The organism is Paenibacillus violae (genome assembly GCF_032461945.1).
In the GTDB taxonomy this organism is placed as follows: Bacteria; Bacillota; Bacilli; order Paenibacillales; family NBRC-103111; genus Paenibacillus_E; species Paenibacillus_E violae.
Genome location: NZ_JAWCUD010000013.1, coordinates 60,786 through 84,743 on the forward strand (window position 1 = coordinate 60,786; position 23,958 = coordinate 84,743).

Genomic DNA, 23,958 nt, shown 5'->3' on the forward strand with positions numbered 1-23,958 from the left:
CCGATTTACATATGCTTGAGATGTCCCAGGGTTTGCACAAAAATTGGTTCAGTATGTTCATCATCCAATGAATAAAAAACGCTTTTCCCTACTTTTCTACGCTTAACAATGTGCATATCCCGCAAATAGCGCAGCTGATGAGACGTTTGTTCATCCGAAAACCTAAACTTTTAACTCCGAGTGCGTGTTCGTGGAATTTTCAATTTGAATCGTGGAGTGACTAATATGAAAACGTTCCTCAATCCTGTGAATGGCTTGCTGTAGAATCGTTTGACTGTCTTGATCGTCAGCAATGAGCAAATGACAGCTTAAGGCATCGAGTCCGGAAGTAATCGTCCAGATGTGCAAATCATGAACATTGATAACCCCGTCAATGCCCTCCAGCACCTGCTTGACCTCTTCGAATGAGACTTCTGCAGGCGTTCCCTCCATCAAAATATGAAGTGTGGATTTCAAAACAGCCCAAGCACCTCTCAAAATAAGCAGCGCCACAATGACACTAATAATTGGATCTGCCGCATACCAGCCAAAAATCATCATAACCGCACCAGCAACGATAGCCCCGACAGAACCAAGCGCATCACCTAAAATATGCAAATAAGCGCTGCGCAGATTCAAATTGCCATGCACGTCCCCTTTGCGCATAAGCGACCAAGCGCTTAGCAGATTCGCCAATAGCCCGATGCAGGCAATGAGCATCATGGATCCGCTGGCTACGGGAGGCGGTTGAAGAAACCGTTCAAAGGCTTCCCATATAATGAAACCGGCAACTAGAAAAAGAGTGACGGCATTAAAAAGCGCCGCTAAAATTTCGATGCGATGAAAACCAAAGGATTTGCTTGCCGAGGACGGCTTTGCAGCGAACCACAGGGCAATCAAACTTAGAAGCAGAGACCCGGCGTCACTTAACATATGGCCCGAATCCGAGAGCAGCGCCAGGCTATTCGTCCATAGCCCTCCAACAAACTCTAATACCATGATGCCTGCTGTGATGCAAAGTGCAATCACAAGACCTTGCTTGTTTCCGCCATGACCATGGTGGTTGTGCCCGTGATGATGCCCATGGTGGTGACCGTGATGATGCCCATGGTGGTGACCGTGATGGTGTCCTTGATGCACATGGTTATGCCCGCCGTGCTGTGCATGATCATGCGGCGAATGCGTGTGCTCCCCACCCTCGTGACTGCAAAAAGCTTGCTCCTTATAAGAATGAGATTTCTTATCAGACGAATGTTGATGCATAACATTCCCTCCCCGTCGCTCTGCCACTGGAATGGCGTGCTGTCCGTAACTTTATACATAATATTTTAACATATGAGCATATATTCATACATTAAGGAGTGAAGCCTTACTCTGTCAATAACGTTTTACCTAATTTTGAGAAAAAACCGTTGTTATCGCCTCCCTATACGCAAAAAAAGGCTCCAAGCCCGTCATCCGAGCTCGAAGCCAATTTTTTGCCCTGCATTTACGTTCCAGTAGCTACCTTATTAGCACCCGCATCCACAACATCCGGGTCCAGCGATATCGTCGCGCTAAATAGAACATTTGAAACGGCGAAATCTCCTGTTATGCCGCCACCGCTGCCGGAGTACGTTTTGGCTGCGCTCGTCGGAGCAATCACTAACGTATCACCGTTCACCAGGCTTCCTTCGTTCCTTATAATGTTGAATATCCCTACAAAAGAAGGCATTCTAATCAGCACCTTTATCTGTCAATGTGCTATAGTGTATGCCCAGACGGCCATGTTTGCGACAACTTCATCTTAAACGTATTCCAGCAGCTCAGCAAAGCTGCGAATGCGAATGTGCGCGCCTTCGAGCTCCCCCGCTTCACGGAAGCCGGCGTAATCACAGGCAGCTACAATCAGGTTATTCTTGAGTCCTGCCTCCACATCGGAGGAACGATCTCCCACCATCCACGCGGAGCTGATTTGATGCGTGTCGAGCGCTATTTTAACCAAATCCACTTTGGATCTGGTTTGATATTTCCCGGCACTGTACAGGTCCTCAAATAAAGGGGACAGCCCCATCGCCTCGGTCACATGACCGACGTAGTCCTCTAATCCGTTGCTCGCCACAAATAAGCGGACACCTTTGTCCCGCAAAGCCTGTAGGGTCTCTGACACACCATCGTACAATTTCCCCTGTCCTTGCTTCAGCGCTTCCATTTGAAAATGAAGCAACAGCTCATCAGCGGCTTGACGCGCTTCTACAGAAGCGTCCGGCATAACCCGCTGCCAAATATGCTCAAGCAGCATGCCGAGCGCTCCCAGGATTCTTTCTTCAGGTGGCGTCTCTCCCATGAAAAGCCCTTTCTCTCTGAGCACATCAAACGTCGCATGATAAGCGGGCAATAGAATCGTCTCGGTTTGAAATAACGTGCCATCCATGTCAAAAAACATAGCCTCAGGTAAGTTTCTCTGTGTACTCATCATCAAGCTCCTTCACCATCATGAATTATATAAATCGTGTAATGATCTTAGTTAAGAATGGCAAACATACCCATGTAAGTCAATGTTCATATTTGGGAAAATGCCTGTTGCCGAGACTAATGAATTCAGTTATGATTGAAATGAGTAGAATTGTTATGAAAAATGATATTTTTATGCAAAATGAATTCATAAATCATGCATCTAATGCAAATAACTTGTCCATGAGAGTGAGGAGCACCGTATGAATCTTCATATTTTTCAAAATCAACAAGAGCTTAATGAGGCCGGAGCCGGTATTATTACATCCCTTGTCCAAATGCAGCCAAAAGCTGTTCTAGGCTTAGCCACGGGCGGTACGCCTGTAGGTATTTATGAAGAGCTGGTGAAAGCCTATGAAAAGGGCCGCGTCAGCTTTAAAAACGTCACTTCCTTTAATCTGGACGAATATGTCGGCTTGCCGGTGGATCATCCAGAGAGTTATCACGCTTATATGCAGCAGCATTTATTTGCACATATTGACTTGCCTGCCGCTTCAGCTCACCTTCCCAACGGAAATGCGCCTGACCTCGAAGCTGAATGTGCCAGATTTAATGAACTCCTTGATGATGCTAAGCAGATTGATTTGCAAATCCTTGGCCTTGGCCATAACGGGCATATCGGCTTTAACGAGCCTGACGATTCGCTGATTAGCGGGACGCATCTCGTCGAATTGAAAGAAGAAACCCGCGAAGCGAATGCGCGTTTTTTCAACTCGATCGAAGAAGTTCCGACTCACGCTCTAACGATGGGCGTAGGCACGATTCTCAAAGCCAAAACGATTCTGCTGATCGTTCGCGGAGCTGACAAAGCCGAAATCGTGCATCGCGCGCTTACAGGACCTATTACAACAGAAGTCCCGGCTACTCTGCTGCAAACTCACCCACACCTTGTTGTTCTGCTTGATGCTGAGGCAGGGAGGTTGTTCGAATGAGCGAACTTGTCATTACGGGTGCCAGGATCGTTACGGAACAAGGCGTCATCGAACAAGGTGTCGTTCACCTAAAAGATGGCGTTATCGCTTCCATCCAAAGCAGCTCAGCGTGGAATCCCGGCATGGCTGATCCGGCTGCTGAAACTGTCGATGCTCGCGGCAGCTGGTTACTGCCCGGCTTCATCGACGTTCACGTGCATGGCGGGTATGGCGCTGACTTCATGGAAGCCAGCCCCGAAACGCTTGATACCATTACACGGTTTCACGCTAAGAACGGAACTACCGCCATGCTGGCTACGACAATGACGCAAACACATGAAGCGATTGACCGCGTCCTCGGCGAAGTCAGCCGCTACATGCAAGAACCAATGCCATACGCGCAGCTGCTTGGCGTGCATATGGAAGGCCCTTTCATCTCGCCGAAGTGGGCTGGCGCGCAAGATCCGAAGCTGATGCTGCCGCCTCAGCTTTCCTGGCTGCAAGACTGGCACGAGCGCTTTCCGCAGCTCGTGAAGCAGCTTACCCTCGCCCCTGAAGTCGAGGGTGCTCTTGAGACGATCGCATGGCTGCGCGATCGCGGCATCGTTGCCGCCTGCGGCCACACCGACGCTTCCTACGCCGACATTCAGTCGGCGGTTGACGCGGGGCTCTCGCACGCGGTGCACACCTTCAACGCGATGAAGCCGCTGCATCATCGCGAGCCCGGAACCGTCGGTGCGGTCCTTACCGACGATCGCATCAGCGGCGAAGTCATCGCAGACGGGCACCATGTGCACCCGGCAGCGATTCGCCTGCTGGTGAAGACCAAGCAGCCGGATGGCTTGCTGCTGATCACGGATGCCATGTCGGCCGCGGGGCTTGGCGACGGGCAGTACGATCTTGGCGGGCAAGCCGTTACCGTTCAATCGGGCGTTGCCCGGTTGACGGAAGGCGGCGCACTCGCCGGCAGTACGCTGACCATGATCGATGCGCTCCGTTTTATGGTGCGCGAGGTTGGGGTCAGCGTGGAAGAAGCGAGCCGTTTCGCGAGCGGCAACCCGGCGCGGTTGCTGCAGCTGCAGGCTTCGCACGGCTCGATTGCGCAGGGCAAGCAGGCTGATCTGCTCTTGATCAACCCTGAGCTGGAGCTCGAACGCGTGTGGATTCGCGGTAAGGAACTGCAAGCGTAACGTAGTTTTCCAGCACGATGTTTCTGTCCCAAACATACAAAAGAGAGGCTGTCCCTCGGTCATTCGATGACTTTCGAGACAACCTCTCTTTATTTTTTTGCAGGATATTCCCTATGTTTGTCGAAAAAGCTTAATAACGCAAATAGCTGCTTTTCCAAGAAAGGATCTAATCATCCCTATGCTCTATTTGATCAAAATCGCCTATACGTTAGTGTTTCCCCCAGGGATTGTTATTCTGCTGCTCTTCTGCATTGCCTTATGGCTGCAGCAAAAAAAAGAGTACATAGGTACTCTCCTAATCGGGCTGGCTGCCCTTCTCTTGTACGTTTGCTCCATGCCCTATTTCAGTAATGAGCTCCTGAATTCAATCGAACGAAGATACACCCCACCGGCCCAAGTGAGCGGTGATGTGATTGTCATGTTGACAGGCGGCGCAACGCTTGACACGCCAGACCCTTTAACCAAAGGCGAAGGATATTTGACAGGAAACACAGCTGCCCGTGTGTTAACCATAGCGGAGCTGTATCGCAGCACGAAGCTGCCCATCCTCCTTTCGGGCGGACAAGTTTTCATGGACTCTGGCAACGAATCGCAAATTTCCAAACGTCATCTTATCGCACTTGGCATTCCGGAAGCTTCTATTTTTCTAGACGATACGAGCCGCAATACAGAAGAAAATGCGCTGCATACCCAAGCTGTGCTAACCACAAATGGCTGGCAGCACCCCATTCTCGTGACTTCTGCTTTCCATATGGCCCGGTCCGTCAAGCAGTTCCAAAAACTTAAGGTGGATGTAACCCCTTATCCTACCGACTATATTTCGCAGGGACAGCAGTCGCTCAGTATTAGTAAATTCATTCCCTCTTCCAGCGGATTGTCCAATACTTCCATCGCCTTGAAAGAGTACTTAGGCTTATTAGCGGCTAAGAGTTAGTAGTTCCATATAGAACGACTACATTATCCACAGCTTGCATGTTTTTAAGGCGCACCTTTTCTGCAGCATGCATGGGTGCGCCTCCAAACCCTCAAAAAACCTTCTTCTGTGCCCTGTCATCCTTCAAAATTTCCACGGCTTCTCGGAAACGAAGGGAATGCACAATTTCCCGCTCACGGAGAAATTTCAGCGCATCCTGCAGATCGACGTCATCGGTCAAATCGATCAGCCATTGATAGGTCGTTCTAGCCTTCTCCTCGGCAGCTATATCCTCGTAGAGGTCTGCTATAGGGTCTCCCTTCGCTTGTATGTAAGCAGCCGTCCACGGCACGCCTGACGCATTCTGATAAAACGGCGCCCGATCATGAATCACATACTGATCGTCCATGCCGGCAGCCTTGAGTTGATCCAACGTTGCATCTTTTGTGAGCTTGTAAACCATGGTCGCAATCATTTCAAGATGAGCAAATTCTTCCGTCCCAATATCCGTAAGCAACCCCACGACCTTATCCGGAATCGCATATCGCTGATTCAAATAACGCAGTGCCGCTGCCAGCTCGCCATCAGCTCCCCCATATTGCTCCAGTAGAAGCTTCGCCATCCTTGGGTCGCATTTGCTGACTCTGACCGGATACTGAAGTTTCTTCTCATATATCCACATGCTTCTTCCTCCTTCTTCAGACCTGCCATGGCCATGGCGTATCCACCCATTGCCAAGGATTTTTGCTATAGGCATGACCAAAAGGCATAAGTGGGCCGAATTCCAGCTCAAATTCCTGAACCATCGACTTCCTTTTTTGCGCGAATTGATTGTATTGCTGGATGGCTGCGAGATCGTTCGGATGTGTATCCAAATATAGCGTTAGCTCGACCAATACGAAATCAACAGCCTGCAAGTCGTACATCATCTTGTAATAAGATTCTGGTACTGCTGGTGGATTCATAACCATGGGCTCCCTTCTTCTATTTTGGATTCGTAGGGTCCGTATAGAGCGGGCCATAACGTCCCTTTTTTCAAAGCTTCATATGGACTGAATTGTGGCAAACCGGGTGGTTGGAAGGCGATAAAAAGGTGCGGCGGTACATTATACAATTTCACTTGAATCGGCGGACAAGGATCAAAAGGACTAATATAGGGATAGTACTTTCTAAATTGCGATTGCATACGTCTCCTCCTCTTCTCACTTTGGTGCGTGAGAAATAGTCATAGCGGCAGAGAGGCCTATAACCACGTATATGCAGCACAACTTGACCAAAATCACAGATATTCCAATATTTCCTCATGGTCAGAGGGCGCTTTGAGCGCTTACAATAAGAACAATCCATGTGATACCATGACTTACACAATCTAACACCTTGGAGGAAATCACAATGACAAGATCTAAACAAATCATTGTTTCTGCAGCCATTCTTGTAAGCGTCACAATAAATAGCCTTATTCCCGCACCACCTGCATCTGCGGCGTCGGCTTCTACAAGCAGCATGACTTTAACGCAAGGAATGACAAGTTCATCCGTGTCTACTCTGCAATCCAATTTAAAAACACTTGGTTATTTTACATATCCAACCATCACCGGTTACTTCGGCACAATCACTGCTCAAGCTGTTAAAGATTATCAAAAGGCCTATCTGTTAGCTCCGACCGGCGTAGTGGATACCGCAACCCAGACCAGCATCTCCCACTCGATAAAAAAGCGGCTGCTGCTGGACGATGCGATGAACTTTGTGCATGTCCCCTACCTATGGGGCGGAGCGACTCCACAAGGTTTTGACTGCTCCGGCTTTATTTATTACATGTTTCAAAAGCATGGAATTCCAGCTGTTCGAACAACCTCCCAGGAGCTTTATAACACGGGCTCATCCGTAAGTCAGGCTAATTTGCAGCTGGGCGACCTGGTTTTCTTCGCAATAGCCTCTCCCGGCGTTATTGACCATGTAGGCTTCTATTTGGGGAACGGGCAATTTCTATCCGCTACACGATCAGCAGGCATTTACCCGCAAAGCCTGACAAGCTCATATTGGGGTCCTAAGTATATGGGAGCTAAGCGCGTATATTAGTTTTTCTCCAACAAAAAAAGTCCCTGCTCCTGCCATAAACGGCAGCTAACAGGGACTTTCACGATACGCAGCAATACATCCGCGCTTTTAATCCAACTTAATATTTAATTTCAAAAGTCCGGCCTTCCGCATCGCCTGATAGATAATAACGACCAAAGGTCCCAGGAACAAACCGGCTAAGCCCAACAGTTCAAAACCAATGTACAAGCTTATTAAAGCGGCGAGGGCATTAATCCCTACTGCTTCGCTCAGCACCTTAGGCTCCACAATGCGGCGGAAGATTGTCAAGGCCAGGAACAGGACCAATAATCCAATTCCCATCCCCGTATGCCCGACTAACAGCTGATAAGCCAGCCATGGGATGAACACCAGCCCCGTACCAATGACAGGGACGAATTCCATAACCATCACTAGTAAAGAGATCGCTAACGGATATTCCGCTCTAAGCACCAGCAAGCCTACGAAAGTGACCAAATACGTTAATATTGCCATGATGAGCTGCGCACGAATGAATCCAAAAATAGCCTCTCGCAAATACACAAGGACATCTTCCATTTTGATTCTCGTCTGTTCTTCGAACATTGACAGGAACGCGACTCTCATTTTCGACAAGCTAAACATGCACAAATATAAAGCGATGACGTAGACGATCATAACGATAAAGAAATTCGGAATTTTGCCTGCCATATTCAGGAAAAATCCAGAAATCCCGCTCAACATGTCAGTTAACGTTGCGGTTAACGTTGCGGTGCTTCGCTCCACCCACGTTTGCACCTGTGCCGCCATTTCGGGTGACAAGGAATCATAGAACACCTGCGTTTGGCTAACGGCCTGATCGACATATTTATTGACTTCATCCATGTAATTAGGGGCTTTCCGGCCCAGATCAATGACTTCCGTCACGACATTAAACCCTATGAAATAGAACAAAGCCATCAATAGCAGCGTAAAAATAGTACTGATGATCGACGCAGCGATCAACCTGTTTACTTTCATAGCTCGCACGAGCAGCAACGTTAGAGGATCCAAAAAGATAGCTGTAACCAAAGCAAGCAGGAAAGGTAACCCTATCGTGAAAAATCCGTATAGGACCAGCAATCCAAGCACTATGATTAGTGTCGTCTTAAGCGACATAGGAATTCCTCCGATTATTCATTTCCAGGCTTTATAACGTTGATTTTTGTAATATGTATACGTACAATACGCAATCGATCTACCTCTGAAACTTCAAAAACATGATTGCCTGAAGCCACCCTTTTACCTTTAACCGGGGCTCCTTCCAGTTTCTTAAATAACCATCCGCCTATAGAGTCTACATCCTCGTCTTCAATCTCCAAATCGAGCATATCGTTCAAATCTTCAATGAGCACACGTCCGTCAACGGATGTATACTTATCTTTCACCTCAACTTCAGGCCGTTCGTCGATATCGAATTCGTCGTGCAGCTCACCAACGATTTCCTCCATAATGTCCTCTAAAGTAAGAAGACCCGCGGTACCGCCGTATTCATCCACAACAATCGCTAATTGCGAATGTTTTTTTTGCATGAGTTTCAAAACACGGCTTACTTCCATCGATTCCGGCACATTCAAAATAGGTCGAATGAATTCACTAATCTCGTGCTCTACATCAGGATCAGCCGTAAACAAATCGGTAATATGTACGAATCCGACAATTCGATCCTTATCCTCGTCAGCGACGGGGTAACGCGTATGTTTGGTCTCATGAACCATCCGCAGGTTCTCGATAAAGCTCATCTCCAGATACAAACAATCCATATCGGTCCGCGGCAGCATGACCTCCCTTGCAATGCGCTCTGAGAATTCAAAAATATTATCAAAAAGCACCATTTCATCCTGATCGATATGCCCGCTCTTCACGCTCTCATCCATCAGAATGCGGATTTCTTCCTCGGTATGCGCCGCCTCATGCTCACTTGCGGGTTCGACGCCAATCCAGGACAGGAACTTATTGGCCGCACCATTGAGCACCCAGATGATCGGACGAAACAAGCGATAGAAGTACAGCAGCGGAGCTGAGAGCCATAGGGAGGTTAATTCCGCCTTTTGAATCGCGAAGGACTTAGGCGCCAGTTCCCCCAGCACGATATGGAGAAAGGTAATGAAACCAAAAGCGAAGATGAAAGATATCGCATGCGTGTACACAGATGCTTCAAGACCAAGCATGTGGAAGAGCGGCTCCATGATCAACTCAGAAACCGCCGGCTCCCCTACCCAACCTAAGCCTAATGAGGCTAAAGTAATTCCGAGCTGTGTAGCTGACAGATAGGTATCTAATTCCGATGTCACTTTGTCGGCATACTTTGCTTTGCTGCTGCCTTCATTGAGCAGCTGCTGAATGCGGGAATGCCGCACTTTGACAAGCGCAAATTCAGCAGCAACGAAGAAACCATTCAGCAGAACGAGGATAATTACTAATACCAGATTAAGAACAATAGGTCCAATTTCAAAGGAAGTATGTGGCAAGTGCGGATATCTCCTTCAGATAGATGATATTAGATAATAGCTTGTCGGCTTTTAAAATCAATGGAACGATAATACGAATCGGCCACCAGCAAGTTCGGGCCGCAGCAGGAAGCTGCGCTGCAGAAACAATTTACCTTTTGATTCAGGGGATTATGCTCCCATCTTGCAAAAACCGTATCCAGTTGATCATCATGGATATTGCCCAGAGGCGGTTCATTCGCAAAATCTGTGACGAAGACCTCTCCGGTAAAGGTGCTCACATTTAAGCGGTTTCGTCCATCCGGATCATTCCGGACCGTAACATTCGGCTCTTCGCGAAGCCTTTTTACCAGCAATCGGTCCTCTTCGAGCTCATTACAAGCAAAAAACGGCAATGTGCCGAATAACATCCACATATCGCGATTGCGACTGTCCAGCAAGCGATGAATGCTGCTTCTTAACTCGTCCAGTGAAACCATGGGCAAGTGTGAGGCGAAAGAGCTTGCATACATCGGATGAACTTCATGCCGTTTGCAGCCCATTTCATCAATCAGCTTATGAATTTGCGGAAGTTTCTCATGCGTGCGCGTGTTAATCATGGATTCCGCCGAAACGTACAATCCGCCTTTGCTTAGCGCTATCGTATTGTCCACCATACGTTCATACATACGCACCGCTGTTTCACGGCCTACCGGATGCTGGGAATTAACGAAACCGACTTGGTGGAAATCGTCAGCATTCAAGTAATTAAAGGAGATATGCATAACATCTAGATACGGAGCAAGCAGCTCATACCGCTCCAAGTCGAGCGTCAAGTTCGAGTTGATTTGAGTGCGAATTCCCCGCTCGCGTGCATATTTAAGGATGGGCAGCATGTAATCTTTGACAATCTTAATGTGATAAGAAGGTTCTCCGCCTGTCAAACTGATTGTCTCCAAATGCTCTACCTGATCCAGTTTATTCAAAATAACGGGTAAGGGAATACGTGGCCCTTCCGTCATCGTTAACGAATCGCCTACGGCACAATGCTCACAGCGCATATTGCACAGATTGGTAATCGTCAACTCTACACTAGTAAGTACGTGTTTCCCGTATTGCCGATAAGACCGAATCGGGTCCCAAGGGTCATAAGCGGGAGATAGCTCCGGTAAAAAGGAGCGTGTTTCATTCATATTCATGCTGTTCACACCTGACCTATCATTTCCTATTCACTTGCAATTTGTTCTTTTCATGCCTATACCTATGCCCTTTATTGTAACTTATGATGCGAAAAAAAGGAAACCACCTTGTCTTTCGCTACGGTTTCTCCGCTGAGATCGGCGATTTCACCCGCAACCACTTCGGTGCCCACCAGTTCGCGTTGCCTAGCAGCTTCATCAAAGCGGGAACGAGCATAACGCGAACAATCGTAGCATCAATGAGAACCGCGAGGCCAAGACCTAGACCTAGCGCCTTCATGATTTCTATATCTGTGAAGATAAACGAACCGACGACTACCACCAAAATGAAAGCAGCGCTTGTAATCAAACTGCCTGTTTTTTTGAGCCCTTCCGCCGTACTTTTGTCATTATCTCCGCTCGCTTCATACTCCTCCATAATGCGGGAGATTAAGAAAACTTCATAATCCATCGAGATGCCGAACACAACGCAAAAAATAATAACCGGCAGCGTTGCGCTGACATAACCAATGGACGTGATATGCAGCAAATCTGCCAGATAACCGTGCTGAAACACTAACACCACACACCCTAGACTCGCCCCTAGACTTAGCATATTCATTAGGACAGCCTTCAGCGGCAGCAGAATGGACCGGAACGCAATCAAAAGGACGATATACGTAATCCCCATGACAAAAGTAAGCACGGAAGGTATTTCATCTTGAATGCGATCGATGATATCAAGCCGGTAAGCCGGTCCGCCAGTGACCGCTACATCCAGACCCTCTAACTCCAAGGCGCGAAGCTTCCGTACAAGCTCATCGGTCGAAGGATCATCCGGGTCTTTCTCAGGCACAACAACTAGCAGCGCAGTATGTCCCTTCGCCAGCTTGCTCCCTTCGATCTGCTCTTTAACTCCTGGAGCTTTCAGCATACCTGCTAATTCTGCATCCGTATGTTGTCCTAGCGAGCTGAGGTAGCTTTGAACTTCTTTCACTCCCGAAACGCCTTTCACTTTATCCCCGTACGCCCGAATTTGACGGATCGCAGACTCTTCCCATATGTCATCGCCTGTATGTACGACGATTTGAATGGGTCCCGTCATCCGTGGATCATAAGCCATTTTAAGCAAGTCGGATCCATAACGCGACTCATAGTTAGGAGGCAGCACCTCGGCGTTGGGCACACTCAGCTTCATCTGACCAATGGGAGTCATCGCATAGATCAAAGCACCCCCAACCAGAATGACAAGCAGAACCGGGCGCTTCATCACACCATAAGCAATCTTTTCCCAGAATCGTGACGATTCCTGCTTACGGAAGCGCTTAGGCAGCACCTGAAGCGAATTAATTCGCTTGCCGAGCACCGCCAGAAGCGCAAGCAGCATCGTGTTGGCGACAACAACCGATATGGATACGACAATGATCCCGCCTAAACACAAGGAGCGAAAAAACGTGAGATCCACGAACAGCATGCCCAATAATCCAATCAGTACCGCAATGCCGGAGAAGAAAATCGATTTCCCAGCGGTCTGGCAAGTCATGGCCACCGCTTCAGCCACATTGGGTTGAACTTTCAGTTCCTCCCGGAAACGGCTAACCAGGAACAAGGCATAATCAATGCCGACGGCAAGTCCCAACATCGTCACCATATTGGGGAGAAAATTCGATAAGGACTGATGCTGGGCAATAAAATAGGTAATTCCGAGCGTAAGCGTAACGCTCATGAGTCCCACGATCATTGGCAGCAGCGCCGCGACTAACGTTCCAAAAACAATTAACAATACGATAAGCGCGATGGGAAGGCCAATGGCTTCCGATTTGGCAATATCATGTTTGCTCGCTTCCTGCATATCATGCAAAATAGCAGGGCCCCCGGTTACATAAACCTTCATGCCAACGGGAGGTTGCACACGTTCCTTCAACTCGGGGTATTTCTCCAGCGCCGGATCCGTGTCCAGATCCAGCGAAACGTTCACTGCCTGGACATTTAAATGCCCTTCATTTCTAGGTGCAGCAACGAAATTCACATTTTCTACATAAGGCAGCTTTTTTAACTCACTGAGTGAATCCATGATGGCTTGCTGCTGCTCTTGCTTGGTCATATCGAGGCCATCCCCTGTATAGACCAGATTGATCGTCGTAAGTGGTACGCCAAGCTCATCCCGCAGCTGGATGAGACCGAGATCCGACTCGCTTCCTTTTGGCGTAAAACCATTATCTTTGAGTATGCCGGGTGTTTTCTGTGCAAATAGCGCGAAACTAAGGAGCAATAGCACGCAAAGCGTAAGGACTAGCCAGCGATAACGGTGCATGGCATATCCCCATCTCCAAAATTTCCCTTTCACCGCTGATTCTCTCACACACATCCCCCTGATCTGCAAAAAGAACCTGGGATCCCAGGTTCTTCATGTTTGTTATCTTATATTTTATCTCAAAGTAGGGTTGGCATACCCGATTCCGTGTCAAGTTCTTCGATTTTAATTTCACCGATTTCGGAAATGAGGATGGAATGCTTGATGGAGAGATCGATTTCATACGGCTCTTTGAGTTCTCTGCCTGCTTCATCCTGCAGAATGCGAACGACCGGCCTTTGCGGAACCGTTAAGTTTAATTTGGAGACAATCCCGAATTCGCCTGTGTTCAATTTCACGGTGATACCGAGCGGGTATATGGCAATTTTATCGCGGAATAAAGCAATTTGGCTTTGATCATACATCGTGCCTGAACCTGCAAAAAGCTGTTCCATCGCTTCATGAGGCAATAACGGCCTGCGATATACACGCGTAGTTGTCATAGCGTCGTAGGAATCCACTAAACCGATCCATCTCGCAAACTCATTAATATCCGGGCCTTGCAAACCTCGCGGATACCCGCTTCCATTAATCCGTTCATGATGCTGCAGAGCACAATGCGCTGACAACAACGGGATGTTCGGTTCATCCTTCAGAATTTGAAAACCATACGTGGTATGATTTTTCATCTCCTTGAATTCATCACTAGTCAACTGAGAAGGCTTGCGCAGAATGCCTAGTGGAATTTTGGTCTTTCCAATATCATGAAGCAGAGCGCCAAGTCCAAGCGTCTCCAGCTTTTCACGGCTGTATCCATAACTAATGCCGAGCATAATTGCATATATACTAACATTCACTGAATGCTGGAATAAATAATTATCTTTGATATTCATATTGTTTAACATGACCATTGCACCTTGATGAGCACTAAGGTCATCAATAATCATGTTCATCACATCACGAAAGTTGCGACCGATATCATAGTAGCTGACAGCTCCACGTTTGTTCGAATCTTCCATGACTCTCTTAAAGGTATGCCGAATTTCGTGAACAGCTCTGCTTCGCGTTTCATCTTGAATAATATCGACTTGAATAACGTCATCGGTTCGGGAATCTGAGATATAAATATAGTCGATACCATATGAAAATAGCCGATCGATTAGTCTCTGTGTTAGCTCAACGTTAACAGCGAGCAGAACCATACCATCTTCGTTGTAAATATTCTTTGCCAGCCTCATTCCAGGATGACACTTGTTGATCGGCATTAACAGCATGTAAGGACCCCCGAGTAGCTGAACGTTATTATCTATCTAAATGTAATAGATTTCACCTAAAAGTTCAACATAAAAAACCGCATCTTTCGACGCGGTTCGCTACTTTATTTCAAAGATTATTTACTTAAAAACATATAAAGGGCAAATACAATGGCTACTGCGAAACGATAGTAGGCAAAATAGGTCAATTTCATGTTTTGGACAAACTTAATGAAAGAAACAACCGCTAATAGAGCTACGATGAATGCTACTACAAACCCTACTGCGAAAAATGCGAAGTCATTGGAAGAAAGAGCTTCATAGTTTTTCAAGAAATAGACACCGGAAGCTCCGAACATAATCGGGATTGCCATAATAAACGTAAAGTCTGCAGAAGCTGCACGGCTAACGCCGGAGAGCATCCCCCCTGCAATTGTGGAACCGGAACGAGAGAATCCTGGCCAGATTGATACAAGCTGCCATAAGCCGATAAAGAAGGCTTGGCGGTAAGTTAAGTCATCCAATACCTCAGTGCTCGGTCTCCCTTTCTTCTGCTCTGCAATAATGAGCAAAATACCGCCAAGAATAAGCCCGATAACGACCGTCGTTGAATTAAACAACTTCTCATCTACAACATCATTAAACAATACGCCGATGACTCCTGCAGGGATAATACCGATAAGAATATGCAGCAGATTCAGTTTTTTCCCGCTTCTGCTCTCGCTTTTTCTTTTCACCAAGCCAAACAGCGATAAGATTCGTTTCCAATAAATAATGACGACAGCCATAATGGCCCCAAGCTGAATAACAAAATCAAAGGTTTTCATCACTTCGTCGTTTTGCGTATTGAGCAAACTTTGCGCCAAAATCATGTGTCCTGTTGAGGATACCGGTAAAAACTCGGTCAATCCCTCTACGATCCCGATAATGATCGCTTCAAAAATAGTATGCATGGTTTCCCCCTAAAGGTAGAGTTTATGGTCGGACTCCTGTCCAATTATTTATTTTACTTGGAACATGTATGATCTGACAACTTTATTGACGAAAAGCGCGAGTCTATCCCTTCGTATCGAAGGACATTTTGTCAATAAATCTTGCTTTGTGGCTGTCTGCCATCGCCTCATGATCCGTAACTTCGCGGGCCAGCACGTCACGGATAAACTCCGGCAGCATGTACACCACGTCTTTCCCACGGCTTAGGGATAAGTAGCCCGATCCGAACGTAAACATATCGATCGTGCCCACGACATAATCACGGCCAAGGTCCAAAGGCTCCTCGCCTACATGCACGGCGAGGATACGCTCATAAGGCGCGCGCGAGCTGTCCCACTCGACAGTGAGGCCGTCGACGCTAAGCGCGCCCAGCACTTCGCCCCGGAAGCCGAGTCCCCGAATCGGCTTCTCCATGAATTCAGGCAGCAGCGACTCCTCGAGCGCCTGCAGCAAGTCCGCGCCGCTAAGCAGCATGCGGCACGGATTGATCGGCCCCGGGCAGATGTCCAGCAATCTGCCGCGCGTCAAGCGCCCCTCCTTCAGTCCCTGAAGGAGTTGGCCGCTGTTGACCAGCCCGATATCGGCGCTGGTCCAGCGGCGAATCCCGGCGGCAAGCAAGTTGCCAAGCGGGGATTCGCCGTACCAATCCAGGCGCAGCGGTTCCCGCAGCTGCGCCACTTCTTCATCCAGCGCCGCTGCGCCGGCGATGCGAAAGCGGTCCAGCAGCGCGGCTACGCTGCTGTCATCTTCGCTGTCCGCCGTCATCGGGACGACGCGGCTCTGGAACTGGGCGATCCGGCGTTGCGCCGGATCATAGGCCAGCTCGATGTGGCCGGCATACTGCCCGAACTTGCCGGCCGCAGCCAAATAAGTGCCGCTGATCAGGAGCGGCTCCTCCAGAACATGATGCGTGTGGCCGCCAAGGATCACATCGATGCCCTCGATCCCTTCCGCTAGGCGTCGATCCATCGGCAGACCGAGATGCGACATGACCACGATGAGGTCCGTATGCGGGCGCAGCTGCTCCGTCAGCGTCTTCACAGCTTCGTAAGGATCCGTTACATCCCAACCGAGTAGCTCATAATAAGCTGGATAAGCCGCTGTCACGCCGATAATTCCGATCTTCAAGCCGGACTTTTCAATTGTCAAAGAAGGCAGCAGCCAGCTCGGAGTCAAGTGGGTTGCTCTTTCGTAAATATTACTTCCAAGAACAGGAAAGCGCGCATTCTCTATGAAAACACTTCTTAGAAAGTCAGGCGTAAACGTCAGCCCCTCGTTATTGCCAAGAACCATCGCATCATAACCAGTTGCGTTCATAATCTCCACATTGGCAATGGCATTGGTGCCTTCTGTCTCCGGGCTCATTCGGTCCATATGATCGCCAATATCCAGCGTCAACACTTGATCGGATGGCCAGTCCCGGCGGACTTGGTTAAAATAGGCGCTAATTTTGGGCATCATCTCAAAATGGCTGTGCAAATCATTCGTATGTAAAATTAGGAGTCGTCTCATTTTTTGATTTTCAACTCATCGAGCGTTACTTTATTTTTAAATCCAAAGGTGGCCTCTTCGCCTAGTGTAGCATCATGAAGAAACCAGATATGTACAACGCTTTTGACATTGAGGCATTCACTGCTTCCATCCGGCACATATAGGCGGATCGGGTACCCCTTCTTCAAAGGTTCATCGTCTTGAGCGTAGAGAATAAGAGCTGAGTCGACTTCCGACCACGACATTAACGCCTGAAATTCATCAACAGCTTCGACCTTTACATGCGTAGGCTCGCTTTCAGCTTGTCCGCCACGGCTGGCTTTCCAGCTGCGATACCATGCTTTTAAATCAAAGGCATCCCCTGAAACGTTCGGAACACGGTCCTCAAGCGCCAATTTCATCTCCGCCAGATCAACGAGTTCTTGTACAGTAAATGTTTCATTTGTTAGATGGGGGTCTGACACTTGTATGCGTAAATCTGCTTCCATCCTGACCATTCTCCTTTCATCCGATAAGCTCATTTTTGCTTTTCCCAAGGCCCTATCCATTATACCATTCCTTGGTCAAAATATGATATGCTGTAAGGGAATCTCACACTAAGCATTTAGGAGCAAAATTGTGAATATAAACATCCAACTTTTCGCAGGACTTGTTGAACTTTTCGGGACTTCCGTCCTACATATAACCATTGATCAAGATGCCATTGCCATCGAGGATCTTAGAAGACTGATCACGGATAAGCATCCGGCTGCAGCGTCACAGCTGCAAACATGTTTTTTCGCTAAAAATCAAGCTTACGCAGGCGAAAGCGATTGGGTCACTGCGGCTGATGAGCTTGCTCTCATACCGCCAGTGTCCGGAGGACAGCCCGTCTTATACGAAATAACCTACGACTCGATAGATGCCGGACAAGTTGCCGCCAAAGTAAACCATCCCAATCATGGAGCTTCACTCCTTTTCATTGGGACAACGAGAGAGATGACGCATGGGCAGCGCACAGTCCTCTTGGAGTATGAAGCCTATGTGCCTATGGCGATCAAAACAATGGAAACGATCGGTCAAGAAATCAATGACCGTTGGCCGGGAACGCTTAGTGCGATTACCCACCGTCTGGGCAAGGTGGCTATTGCGGAAGCCAGCGTCGTGATTGCCGTTTCTTCCCCTCACCGTGAAAGCTGCTATGAAGCAAGCCGCTACGCCATAGAACGATTGAAACAAATTGTACCCATATGGAAAAAGGAAATTTGGGAAGATGGATCGGAATGGAAGGGCAGTCAAACAGGCCCTTGGAACCCGCTTCAAACAACAAGAACGGAATAGATGAAATTGGAGATGACTTACGTGGATACCTTTTTATATACGGAACAGGAAAATGGTGTAGATGCGCGTTATTCAAGACAAGTGCTGTTCTCCCCTATCGGTTTGGAAGGGCAGCGTAAACTGATCGGCAGCCGTGTCGCCATCGTTGGTATGGGTGCTCTTGGTACAGTGCTTGCCAATCATATGGTGCGCGCCGGGGTAGGATATGTTCGCTTGATTGATCGCGATTTTGTAGAAGCTAGCAATCTGCAACGGCAAATGTTGTACGACGAAGAAGATGCGGCGACAATGACTCCTAAGGCTATTGCAGCAGCCAAACGATTGCAGTTGGTCAACTCCCTGGTCACAATCGAACCTCATGTCATGGATCTCAACGCCACGAATGCCGAAGACTTGTTAGGGGATGTAGATTTAATTTTAGACGGTACGGATAACTTCTCCGTCCGTTTCCTTATCAACGATGTGAGTATCAAATTGGGGATTCCCTGGATTTATGGCGGTGCCGTTGCCTCAAGAGGCGTCTCTTTGACGATTCTCCCGGGACAGACGCCATGTCTGCGTTGTTTGTTCACCCAAGCTCCCGCTGCCGGCACGACAGAAACCTGTGATACAGCAGGCGTAATAGGCGGAATTATCCATGTCGTTGCTTCATTCCAAGCAACTGAAGCTCTTAAACTGCTAGTTGGGGCTACTGAGCAGCTGAATCTCAGGATGCAGCAGTGGGACCTTTGGTTCAATCAGCACTCCGCGATTAACGTGACCGGCGCCCTAAAAGCAGATTGCCCGGCCTGTTCCAATAAGCACTACGACTACTTGGAGACTGACATGGATAGCGATACCATTCAATCCTTATGCGGTCGCAATTCGGTTCAGATCCATCCTGTTCTGCCTGCTGCCAAGCCGCTTGAATACTGGGAAGAACGCTTGAAACCACTAGGCACGGTTGAGCGAAATCGCTTCCTCTTGAAGTTCCAGGCCGGCCCGGATTTGTACATGGTTATTTTCCCGGACGGTCGCGTCCTTGTTCAAGGAACGGATGATTTAATTCAAGCCAAAAGTCTTTACAGCCGTTATATAGGGATGTAGTATTACAATATACCTACACGAATATAGGACTGGGAGAGGAATTTCAATGCATATACACGTACTTGAACTAATTGTTGGTGATAAACTGATTTCCGATTCCTACAATACAAAAGGACTTCATCTTCTATCAGCAGGTACCGTGGTTGATGCGAGCGACATCATGATGCTTAATCGCCATAATGTGGAATATGTGGATATTGCGCCGAGGGTTAACGAAATAGAAAGTGAGCCGGCGGAATCACCGAAAGTAAAGCTGGCTCATATAAATTCTTTTCATGATTGCATTACTGGCATTAAAGACATATTCCATTCTGCTAAAAGCGGGGATGCTCTTTCCAACGAGATGATAGAATCCGCTTTCAATCCTCTAATCGCAAGCTTTGAGGAAGAAAATGACGTCGTTTCCTTGCTTCTTTCATTAACCAGCCAAGATGATTACACGTTTCAGCATAGTGTACAAGTCGGGATGCTCTCCTACTATATTGCCAAATGGATGAACAAGAGTGAAAAAGAAGCTCTTACCATTGGCAAAGCCGGCTATTTACACGATGTAGGAAAATGTAAGATTTCCCAGGAAATCTTATTTAAACCTGGCAAGTTAACGAATGACGAGTTCAATGAGATTCAAAAACATACCATCTTCGGGTACGAAATCATCAAAAACTCTTTGAAAGAAAACACGCTGGCGCTCGTAGCTCTACAACATCATGAGCGCTTGGATGGCACTGGCTATCCGTTACGTAAAAAAAGTACGGAAATACATAGTTATTCACTCATTGTTGCCGTTGCAGACGTTTATAGCGCTATGATCAGCAAGCGCGTATACCAAGATAAGCGTGACCTCTTATTCGTTCTTAAGGAGCTTCACCGGATGAGCTTTGGACAGCTTGATCCGAAAATCACGCAGGTATTTATTCGGAACATGATTCCTAACTTTATTGGGAAAAAAGTGTCCCTTAGCGACGGACGAGTCGGTACAATCGTCATGACCAATCCTACCGACTTTTTCCGCCCGCTAATCAAAATCAATAATCAATTCCTGGATCTTTCGCAGCTTCGCGACGTCGAAATTGCAAGTATTGCGATTTAGCCGCTCTTTTAGATGATCAGAGAGCTTATTGCTAGTGCAATACCGATATATACAGCAGCCAGCAATGTGCCGACGGCTACATTTCCGTCTTTTAACTGATCGGATAGCTTTACGCCAGGCGTTAACCAATCAAACACCCAGTAAGTCGCTAACAAACAGACGTAACCTACCGCAAACCACAAGCTCATGTGCCAGATCGATGAATTGCTGTATGCGGCAATCGCCAGTACGATGGCAGTTGCTACAAACTTACCGCCCATCGTGATTCCGACGGCTACATTTCCTTTGTTTATTTCTTCCATATCGCGGTAGGGCGTCATTAAACTAAAGACATACATCCCTGCAAATTGCAGCAGGACTATGACAAATAAACTAATCACAATATTTAATACTATCATTCTGCCCACCCCCGGAACTTCGCCATAGATTGATCATAATTGCTGTAATCGTGTACTTCCTCTAAAATAACCTGAACTTCTTTCTTGTTTTTAAAGCTTGCATAACGATCCTCAGGGATTGGCTGTTTCACTTTTTGCCCTGTCGGCAGATCTGCCACTGCGAAATAGCGGAATTTGCCATCCAACTCCGTTTTATAAACACCGATCAGCTTCACATCCGTCTTAATTTCAACTTTCAGCTCTGCCAAATCTTTATCGGCTTCTTCCTTGGTTTTGAACGTCTTAATCGGTTTCCATTGCGAAAGTGTCACGTCATTCTTCCCTTGACTGCTCGTTGTCATCGTGGCCTGCATATAGCTAAGCACGTAGATTTGATCGCCGGTCGCAAAGTTCTGATCATTCGATATGCGCTCGTTGTTCGGCAGCAAAACCATATCTCCGTCGAGCAAATCACCGACTTTTGCTTGCTGCACCTGATAATCCCAAGGCACATCGCCATTCATGCCGCTAACATTTGTCGCTGCCGAGCTTCCAACAGCCGGTTTACTTAAGACCGAAGGCTTTTTATTGAACAGGCTGCTAATGCCCCAGATCATCAGAATGACGACCAGGACAATGGACGCCATAAGCCAGAATCGTCTTTGTTTCAAGGTGTTTTCACTCCAATCGGTACAAATTGACTTGCATTACCTGTAATCTTCCCGCCGGCTCGCCCTAAAAGGCCACAAGGTGTTCCGTTCAATACAAACAGCCCTGTTAATAAATGCCTGTTTCCGTGCGTAAAAGTTAACTCGGGCAAGTCTGCTCTTTGCTGATAGATGCGTTTAAAAAAGACACTCGTATCAAAGCCGACTTCGTCTTTGACTTCGAGCTCCCCCTCAGCGTCATAAAGCTCAACGGAGCCTCCTTCTCTTCCAAACATCGATTTGGACACATAATCCCCTGACAACTCCGGAGAAAAATAGGTAGGCAGCATATAAGCAGCTATCGCCTTATGCTCATCCGCGGTGAACAACGCTGCGTTATCCATGTGTAGTCCCCAGACAATGGCTTGCAGCCCTTTGGATTGCAAGATAACGGCATGCAAAGGATTAAACAATTCGATGAATTGTTCTTCAATCGCATAAGAGAGTGCCTCTCCCCCGTCGTCAACACCCATCCATTCTTTTGGATACAGCGCGAACATACGAGAAATCTTCTGTTGTTCTCCTACCTTGACTATTCCCTCGTCAATCCACAAATCCAGACAATCGACACACGTCATATTTCTCCCGCTATGAGCAACGAGCGCATCAATCGTCCCTGTATCTTCGGCATGCTGACCATAGGCTATGCATGCTGCGAAATCGGGCGCCTCAATGTCCCACGCAGCACGGACTAGGTCCTTCATCTCCGTGTTCGGGGAGGCATAACCTTTTTGCTCACACAACCATGGAGTCGCGATTGCTGCTTCCACATAGCCGGTAGGAGTGTCCGCATTTAGTTCTAAGAGCTTGATTCCGCCCTGCTGATCCACGGTGAAGTCAAATCTTGCATAGCGGCTTATGACCCCTATGTCATTCAGCTCCAGCCGATCAAGTCCATCCCAAAGCACTTCGGGAATCGACAGCTGCTGGTATAACAACCTGTTCCCTTTCACGTAGCGAACAGCTTTATCAAAGACGCGCCACAAAGCATTTGCCGCGAGAATTAGCTCATTATATGTTGATTGTTCCATAAGGACTATCTGATCAATCCAGTACGCTTCATCTTCCAGATTAGCCCATGTGAAGCCAAGCTCATATAGTTGTTGAACTCGGTGCTCTCTATCCAGAGCTGGCGTGCCTACGACTTCGAATACCACAATGTTAACCTCCTGAGCTGGAAGAGGAGCTGAAACCGCTCGATTTGCCGCCAATGCTGCCCGTTGAAGTCGATGTAGACTTCGAGCTGGAAGTTGTGCCGCTGCTCGTGCCCGAGCTGCTAACGGAGCCTGTATTCCCTGTGCTTCCTGTATTCCCTGTAGTCCCCGACTTTGTGTTAGATGAAGATGACTTATTGGTGGTAAAAGTTCCCGTTCCGCTTGATGTCGTTGGCGCTTTGGTCGTTGATCGATTGGAGAACGAGCTTGGTTGATATGTTTTTGTCACATAAGGGGTATTAGAACGATAGTAATAAGAACGATGACTGCTCCCCCAGCTGCTTGAGGAATAAGGACTTGGGCTGTTAAAAATAAGATGATAGAGCAGCAAATCATCCCATCCAAACCCGCTGCCTCCACCATAGTTATTAACAATGATAGGGGCCGTGCTGCCTCCCGTTGAACCGCTGCCTGCAGTCGGTGTTGGAGAAGGCGATGGCGATGCTGCGCCTGCTGCCGGAGGAACAGGTAGATTCCAGTCAACGGCTGGGTCATAATAAGCTTTCACTTCATCGTTCGACCATTCGACCAACTTGGAAGAGGCTGTATTCGGTGCAGGCGTCTCCGCGGCATTGACTGGCAACAGCAGCAGTTGTCCGACTAATATCAGACTTATAGAAGCTGAAAATACCTTGAGCGGTCTTTTCACTGCTTGTTCCCTCCCCCTTCAGAACCAATTGCAACTAATAGAAGCTCAAACACATTCAAATCTAAATTCAGTCTTCCTTCAATCATTTCATATTCCTTGCCGCCAATGAGCACATAATTCGCTGCATCTAATGCCTGCATCAGCTTTTCGTCCCAGGGACGTTCACTAATTTTCAAAAGCTGTCCATCGGCTAATTTTTCGAAAAGTGTAATTGTCATTCGGTTTCCTCCTCCTTCATCGATGACTTCATATTAGATAAAACGCATGAGCCGACCTTTTGTTTCATAATGACCAAAAA

General features: G+C 47.7%; 26 protein-coding genes and 1 pseudogene. 7 read left to right on the forward strand and 20 right to left on the reverse strand.

The annotated features are described in order from the left end of the window. Positions 1–5: 5 nt before the first annotated feature. The 4 genes and pseudogenes from RQP52_RS29630 to RQP52_RS29645 all read right to left on the reverse strand — a co-directional run. Positions 6–143, reverse strand: a pseudogene (locus RQP52_RS29630) (transcriptional regulator); the annotation flags it as partial. A 19-nt stretch (positions 144–162) separates the two neighbouring features. Then, positions 163–1,242, reverse strand: coding sequence for a cation diffusion facilitator family transporter (locus RQP52_RS29635; RefSeq protein ID WP_315955172.1), 1,080 nt, complete (start codon positions 1,240–1,242; stop codon positions 163–165). Positions 1,243–1,468: 226 nt separating this feature from the next. Then, on the reverse strand, positions 1,469–1,693 hold the full coding sequence (locus tag RQP52_RS29640; RefSeq protein ID WP_127458104.1) for a spore germination protein: 225 nt from the start codon (positions 1,691–1,693) through the stop codon (positions 1,469–1,471). Positions 1,694–1,765: 72 nt separating this feature from the next. Then, complete coding sequence (locus RQP52_RS29645) at positions 1,766–2,434, reverse strand: HAD family hydrolase (protein ID WP_315955173.1); 669 nt, start codon at positions 2,432–2,434, stop codon at positions 1,766–1,768. A 241-nt stretch (positions 2,435–2,675) separates the two neighbouring features. Here RQP52_RS29645 and nagB point away from each other — a divergent pair, with 241 nt between their 5' ends. The 3 genes from nagB to RQP52_RS29660 all read left to right on the forward strand — a co-directional run bounded on the left by nagB (position 2,676) and on the right by RQP52_RS29660 (position 5,507). Next, positions 2,676–3,404: a glucosamine-6-phosphate deaminase gene (gene nagB, locus RQP52_RS29650; protein ID WP_315955174.1), complete on the forward strand. Its 729-nt coding sequence runs from the start codon at positions 2,676–2,678 to the stop codon at positions 3,402–3,404. Then, positions 3,401–4,573: an N-acetylglucosamine-6-phosphate deacetylase gene (nagA, locus tag RQP52_RS29655; protein WP_315955175.1), complete on the forward strand. Its 1,173-nt coding sequence runs from the start codon at positions 3,401–3,403 to the stop codon at positions 4,571–4,573. The genes nagB and nagA overlap by 4 nt, the downstream gene beginning before the upstream one ends. Positions 4,574–4,760: 187 nt before the next feature. After that, a complete protein-coding gene (locus tag RQP52_RS29660; RefSeq protein ID WP_315955176.1) occupies positions 4,761–5,507 on the forward strand; it encodes a YdcF family protein in 747 nt (248 codons plus the stop codon). Between the two features lie 91 nt (positions 5,508–5,598). Here the strand turns inward: RQP52_RS29660 and RQP52_RS29665 are convergent, their stop codons facing one another. From RQP52_RS29665 to RQP52_RS29675, 3 genes are read right to left on the reverse strand one after another with little or no spacing between them, the layout of a single operon-like run. Continuing rightward, the gene (locus RQP52_RS29665; RefSeq protein ID WP_315955177.1) at positions 5,599–6,168 is read right to left on the reverse strand and encodes a manganese catalase family protein; all 570 of its coding nucleotides are present in this window, start codon (positions 6,166–6,168) and stop codon (positions 5,599–5,601) included. A gap of 16 nt (positions 6,169–6,184) precedes the next feature. Further along, complete coding sequence (locus RQP52_RS29670; RefSeq protein ID WP_315955178.1) at positions 6,185–6,451, reverse strand: spore coat protein CotJB; 267 nt, start codon at positions 6,449–6,451, stop codon at positions 6,185–6,187. Further along, complete coding sequence (locus RQP52_RS29675; protein ID WP_127458118.1) at positions 6,448–6,672, reverse strand: spore coat associated protein CotJA; 225 nt, start codon at positions 6,670–6,672, stop codon at positions 6,448–6,450. Before RQP52_RS29675 ends, RQP52_RS29670 begins: the two co-directional genes overlap by 4 nt. Positions 6,673–6,878: 206 nt before the next feature. Here RQP52_RS29675 and RQP52_RS29680 point away from each other — a divergent pair, with 206 nt between their 5' ends. Next, positions 6,879–7,565: a C40 family peptidase gene (locus RQP52_RS29680; RefSeq protein ID WP_315955179.1), complete on the forward strand. Its 687-nt coding sequence runs from the start codon at positions 6,879–6,881 to the stop codon at positions 7,563–7,565. An 87-nt stretch (positions 7,566–7,652) separates the two neighbouring features. On the opposite strand, the gene ytvI is transcribed toward RQP52_RS29680, so the two are convergent. From ytvI to RQP52_RS29720, 8 genes are all read right to left on the reverse strand, one after another. Next, positions 7,653–8,699 carry a sporulation integral membrane protein YtvI gene (gene ytvI / locus RQP52_RS29685; protein ID WP_315955180.1) on the reverse strand — a complete coding sequence of 349 codons (1,047 nt, stop codon included), beginning with the start codon at positions 8,697–8,699 and terminating at the stop codon, positions 7,653–7,655. Positions 8,700–8,713: 14 nt separating this feature from the next. Further along, positions 8,714–10,051: a hemolysin family protein gene (locus RQP52_RS29690; RefSeq protein ID WP_127458409.1), complete on the reverse strand. Its 1,338-nt coding sequence runs from the start codon at positions 10,049–10,051 to the stop codon at positions 8,714–8,716. A gap of 29 nt (positions 10,052–10,080) precedes the next feature. Then, complete coding sequence (gene yfkAB / locus RQP52_RS29695; RefSeq protein WP_315955181.1) at positions 10,081–11,208, reverse strand: radical SAM/CxCxxxxC motif protein YfkAB; 1,128 nt, start codon at positions 11,206–11,208, stop codon at positions 10,081–10,083. Positions 11,209–11,326: 118 nt separating this feature from the next. After that, positions 11,327–13,555 (reverse strand): MMPL family transporter, encoded by a 2,229-nt coding sequence (locus RQP52_RS29700; RefSeq protein WP_379173773.1) that lies wholly within the window; start codon positions 13,553–13,555, stop codon positions 11,327–11,329. 65 nt (positions 13,556–13,620) lie between these two features. Next, positions 13,621–14,754 (reverse strand): HD-GYP domain-containing protein, encoded by a 1,134-nt coding sequence (locus RQP52_RS29705; protein WP_315955183.1) that lies wholly within the window; start codon positions 14,752–14,754, stop codon positions 13,621–13,623. Positions 14,755–14,870: 116 nt separating this feature from the next. Next, complete coding sequence (locus tag RQP52_RS29710) at positions 14,871–15,686, reverse strand: undecaprenyl-diphosphate phosphatase (RefSeq protein ID WP_315955184.1); 816 nt, start codon at positions 15,684–15,686, stop codon at positions 14,871–14,873. A gap of 103 nt (positions 15,687–15,789) precedes the next feature. Then, positions 15,790–17,238, reverse strand: a complete 1,449-nt coding sequence (locus RQP52_RS29715) for a bifunctional metallophosphatase/5'-nucleotidase (protein WP_315955185.1) — start codon at positions 17,236–17,238, stop codon at positions 15,790–15,792. Beyond that, entirely contained in the window at positions 17,235–17,705 is a 471-nt protein-coding gene (locus tag RQP52_RS29720) for a molybdopterin-binding protein (RefSeq protein WP_315955186.1), read from the reverse strand. The genes RQP52_RS29715 and RQP52_RS29720 overlap by 4 nt, the downstream gene beginning before the upstream one ends. A gap of 130 nt (positions 17,706–17,835) precedes the next feature. Here RQP52_RS29720 and RQP52_RS29725 point away from each other — a divergent pair, with 130 nt between their 5' ends. From RQP52_RS29725 to RQP52_RS29735, 3 genes are read left to right on the forward strand one after another with little or no spacing between them, the layout of a single operon-like run. Beyond that, positions 17,836–18,537 (forward strand): molybdenum cofactor biosynthesis protein, encoded by a 702-nt coding sequence (locus tag RQP52_RS29725; protein ID WP_315955187.1) that lies wholly within the window; start codon positions 17,836–17,838, stop codon positions 18,535–18,537. A 12-nt stretch (positions 18,538–18,549) separates the two neighbouring features. Beyond that, a complete protein-coding gene (locus tag RQP52_RS29730) occupies positions 18,550–19,623 on the forward strand; it encodes a ThiF family adenylyltransferase (RefSeq protein ID WP_379173825.1) in 1,074 nt (357 codons plus the stop codon). A gap of 46 nt (positions 19,624–19,669) precedes the next feature. Continuing rightward, positions 19,670–20,713 (forward strand): HD-GYP domain-containing protein, encoded by a 1,044-nt coding sequence (locus RQP52_RS29735; RefSeq protein WP_315955189.1) that lies wholly within the window; start codon positions 19,670–19,672, stop codon positions 20,711–20,713. A gap of 8 nt (positions 20,714–20,721) precedes the next feature. Here RQP52_RS29735 and RQP52_RS29740 read toward each other — a convergent pair whose 3' ends face one another. From RQP52_RS29740 to RQP52_RS29760, 5 genes are read right to left on the reverse strand one after another with little or no spacing between them, the layout of a single operon-like run. After that, positions 20,722–21,111: a DUF350 domain-containing protein gene (locus RQP52_RS29740; RefSeq protein WP_127458400.1), complete on the reverse strand. Its 390-nt coding sequence runs from the start codon at positions 21,109–21,111 to the stop codon at positions 20,722–20,724. Next, positions 21,108–21,761, reverse strand: coding sequence for a signal peptide protein (locus RQP52_RS29745; RefSeq protein WP_315955190.1), 654 nt, complete (start codon positions 21,759–21,761; stop codon positions 21,108–21,110). Before RQP52_RS29745 ends, RQP52_RS29740 begins: the two co-directional genes overlap by 4 nt. After that, positions 21,758–22,954 carry a glutathionylspermidine synthase family protein gene (locus tag RQP52_RS29750; RefSeq protein WP_315955191.1) on the reverse strand — a complete coding sequence of 399 codons (1,197 nt, stop codon included), beginning with the start codon at positions 22,952–22,954 and terminating at the stop codon, positions 21,758–21,760. The genes RQP52_RS29745 and RQP52_RS29750 overlap by 4 nt, the downstream gene beginning before the upstream one ends. Before the next feature lie 4 nt (positions 22,955–22,958). Beyond that, positions 22,959–23,660 (reverse strand): hypothetical protein, encoded by a 702-nt coding sequence (locus RQP52_RS29755; RefSeq protein WP_315955192.1) that lies wholly within the window; start codon positions 23,658–23,660, stop codon positions 22,959–22,961. After that, positions 23,657–23,878 (reverse strand): hypothetical protein, encoded by a 222-nt coding sequence (locus RQP52_RS29760; RefSeq protein WP_127458397.1) that lies wholly within the window; start codon positions 23,876–23,878, stop codon positions 23,657–23,659. The genes RQP52_RS29755 and RQP52_RS29760 overlap by 4 nt, the downstream gene beginning before the upstream one ends. Positions 23,879–23,958: the final 80 nt, after the last annotated feature.

What these genes read in the sequence shown, in the direction of transcription:
- RQP52_RS29635 (WP_315955172.1), bottom strand. Translation starts at nt 1,242, where the DNA reads ATGCATCAACATTCGTCTGATAAGAAATCTCATTCTTATAAGGAGCAA.
- RQP52_RS29640 (WP_127458104.1), bottom strand. Translation starts at nt 1,693, where the DNA reads ATGCCTTCTTTTGTAGGGATATTCAACATTATAAGGAACGAAGGAAGC.
- RQP52_RS29645 (WP_315955173.1), bottom strand. Translation starts at nt 2,434, where the DNA reads ATGAGTACACAGAGAAACTTACCTGAGGCTATGTTTTTTGACATGGAT.
- nagB (WP_315955174.1), top strand. Translation starts at nt 2,676, where the DNA reads ATGAATCTTCATATTTTTCAAAATCAACAAGAGCTTAATGAGGCCGGA.
- nagA (WP_315955175.1), top strand. Translation starts at nt 3,401, where the DNA reads ATGAGCGAACTTGTCATTACGGGTGCCAGGATCGTTACGGAACAAGGC.
- RQP52_RS29665 (WP_315955177.1), bottom strand. Translation starts at nt 6,168, where the DNA reads ATGTGGATATATGAGAAGAAACTTCAGTATCCGGTCAGAGTCAGCAAA.
- RQP52_RS29670 (WP_315955178.1), bottom strand. Translation starts at nt 6,451, where the DNA reads ATGAATCCACCAGCAGTACCAGAATCTTATTACAAGATGATGTACGAC.
- RQP52_RS29675 (WP_127458118.1), bottom strand. Translation starts at nt 6,672, where the DNA reads ATGCAATCGCAATTTAGAAAGTACTATCCCTATATTAGTCCTTTTGAT.
- RQP52_RS29680 (WP_315955179.1), top strand. Translation starts at nt 6,879, where the DNA reads ATGACAAGATCTAAACAAATCATTGTTTCTGCAGCCATTCTTGTAAGC.
- ytvI (WP_315955180.1), bottom strand. Translation starts at nt 8,699, where the DNA reads ATGTCGCTTAAGACGACACTAATCATAGTGCTTGGATTGCTGGTCCTA.
- yfkAB (WP_315955181.1), bottom strand. Translation starts at nt 11,208, where the DNA reads ATGAATATGAATGAAACACGCTCCTTTTTACCGGAGCTATCTCCCGCT.
- RQP52_RS29700 (WP_379173773.1), bottom strand. Translation starts at nt 13,555, where the DNA reads ATGTGTGTGAGAGAATCAGCGGTGAAAGGGAAATTTTGGAGATGGGGA.
- RQP52_RS29705 (WP_315955183.1), bottom strand. Translation starts at nt 14,754, where the DNA reads ATGCTGTTAATGCCGATCAACAAGTGTCATCCTGGAATGAGGCTGGCA.
- RQP52_RS29710 (WP_315955184.1), bottom strand. Translation starts at nt 15,686, where the DNA reads ATGCATACTATTTTTGAAGCGATCATTATCGGGATCGTAGAGGGATTG.
- RQP52_RS29715 (WP_315955185.1), bottom strand. Translation starts at nt 17,238, where the DNA reads ATGAGACGACTCCTAATTTTACATACGAATGATTTGCACAGCCATTTT.
- RQP52_RS29720 (WP_315955186.1), bottom strand. Translation starts at nt 17,705, where the DNA reads ATGGAAGCAGATTTACGCATACAAGTGTCAGACCCCCATCTAACAAAT.
- RQP52_RS29730 (WP_379173825.1), top strand. Translation starts at nt 18,550, where the DNA reads ATGACTTACGTGGATACCTTTTTATATACGGAACAGGAAAATGGTGTA.
- RQP52_RS29735 (WP_315955189.1), top strand. Translation starts at nt 19,670, where the DNA reads ATGCATATACACGTACTTGAACTAATTGTTGGTGATAAACTGATTTCC.
- RQP52_RS29740 (WP_127458400.1), bottom strand. Translation starts at nt 21,111, where the DNA reads ATGATAGTATTAAATATTGTGATTAGTTTATTTGTCATAGTCCTGCTG.
- RQP52_RS29760 (WP_127458397.1), bottom strand. Translation starts at nt 23,878, where the DNA reads ATGACAATTACACTTTTCGAAAAATTAGCCGATGGACAGCTTTTGAAA.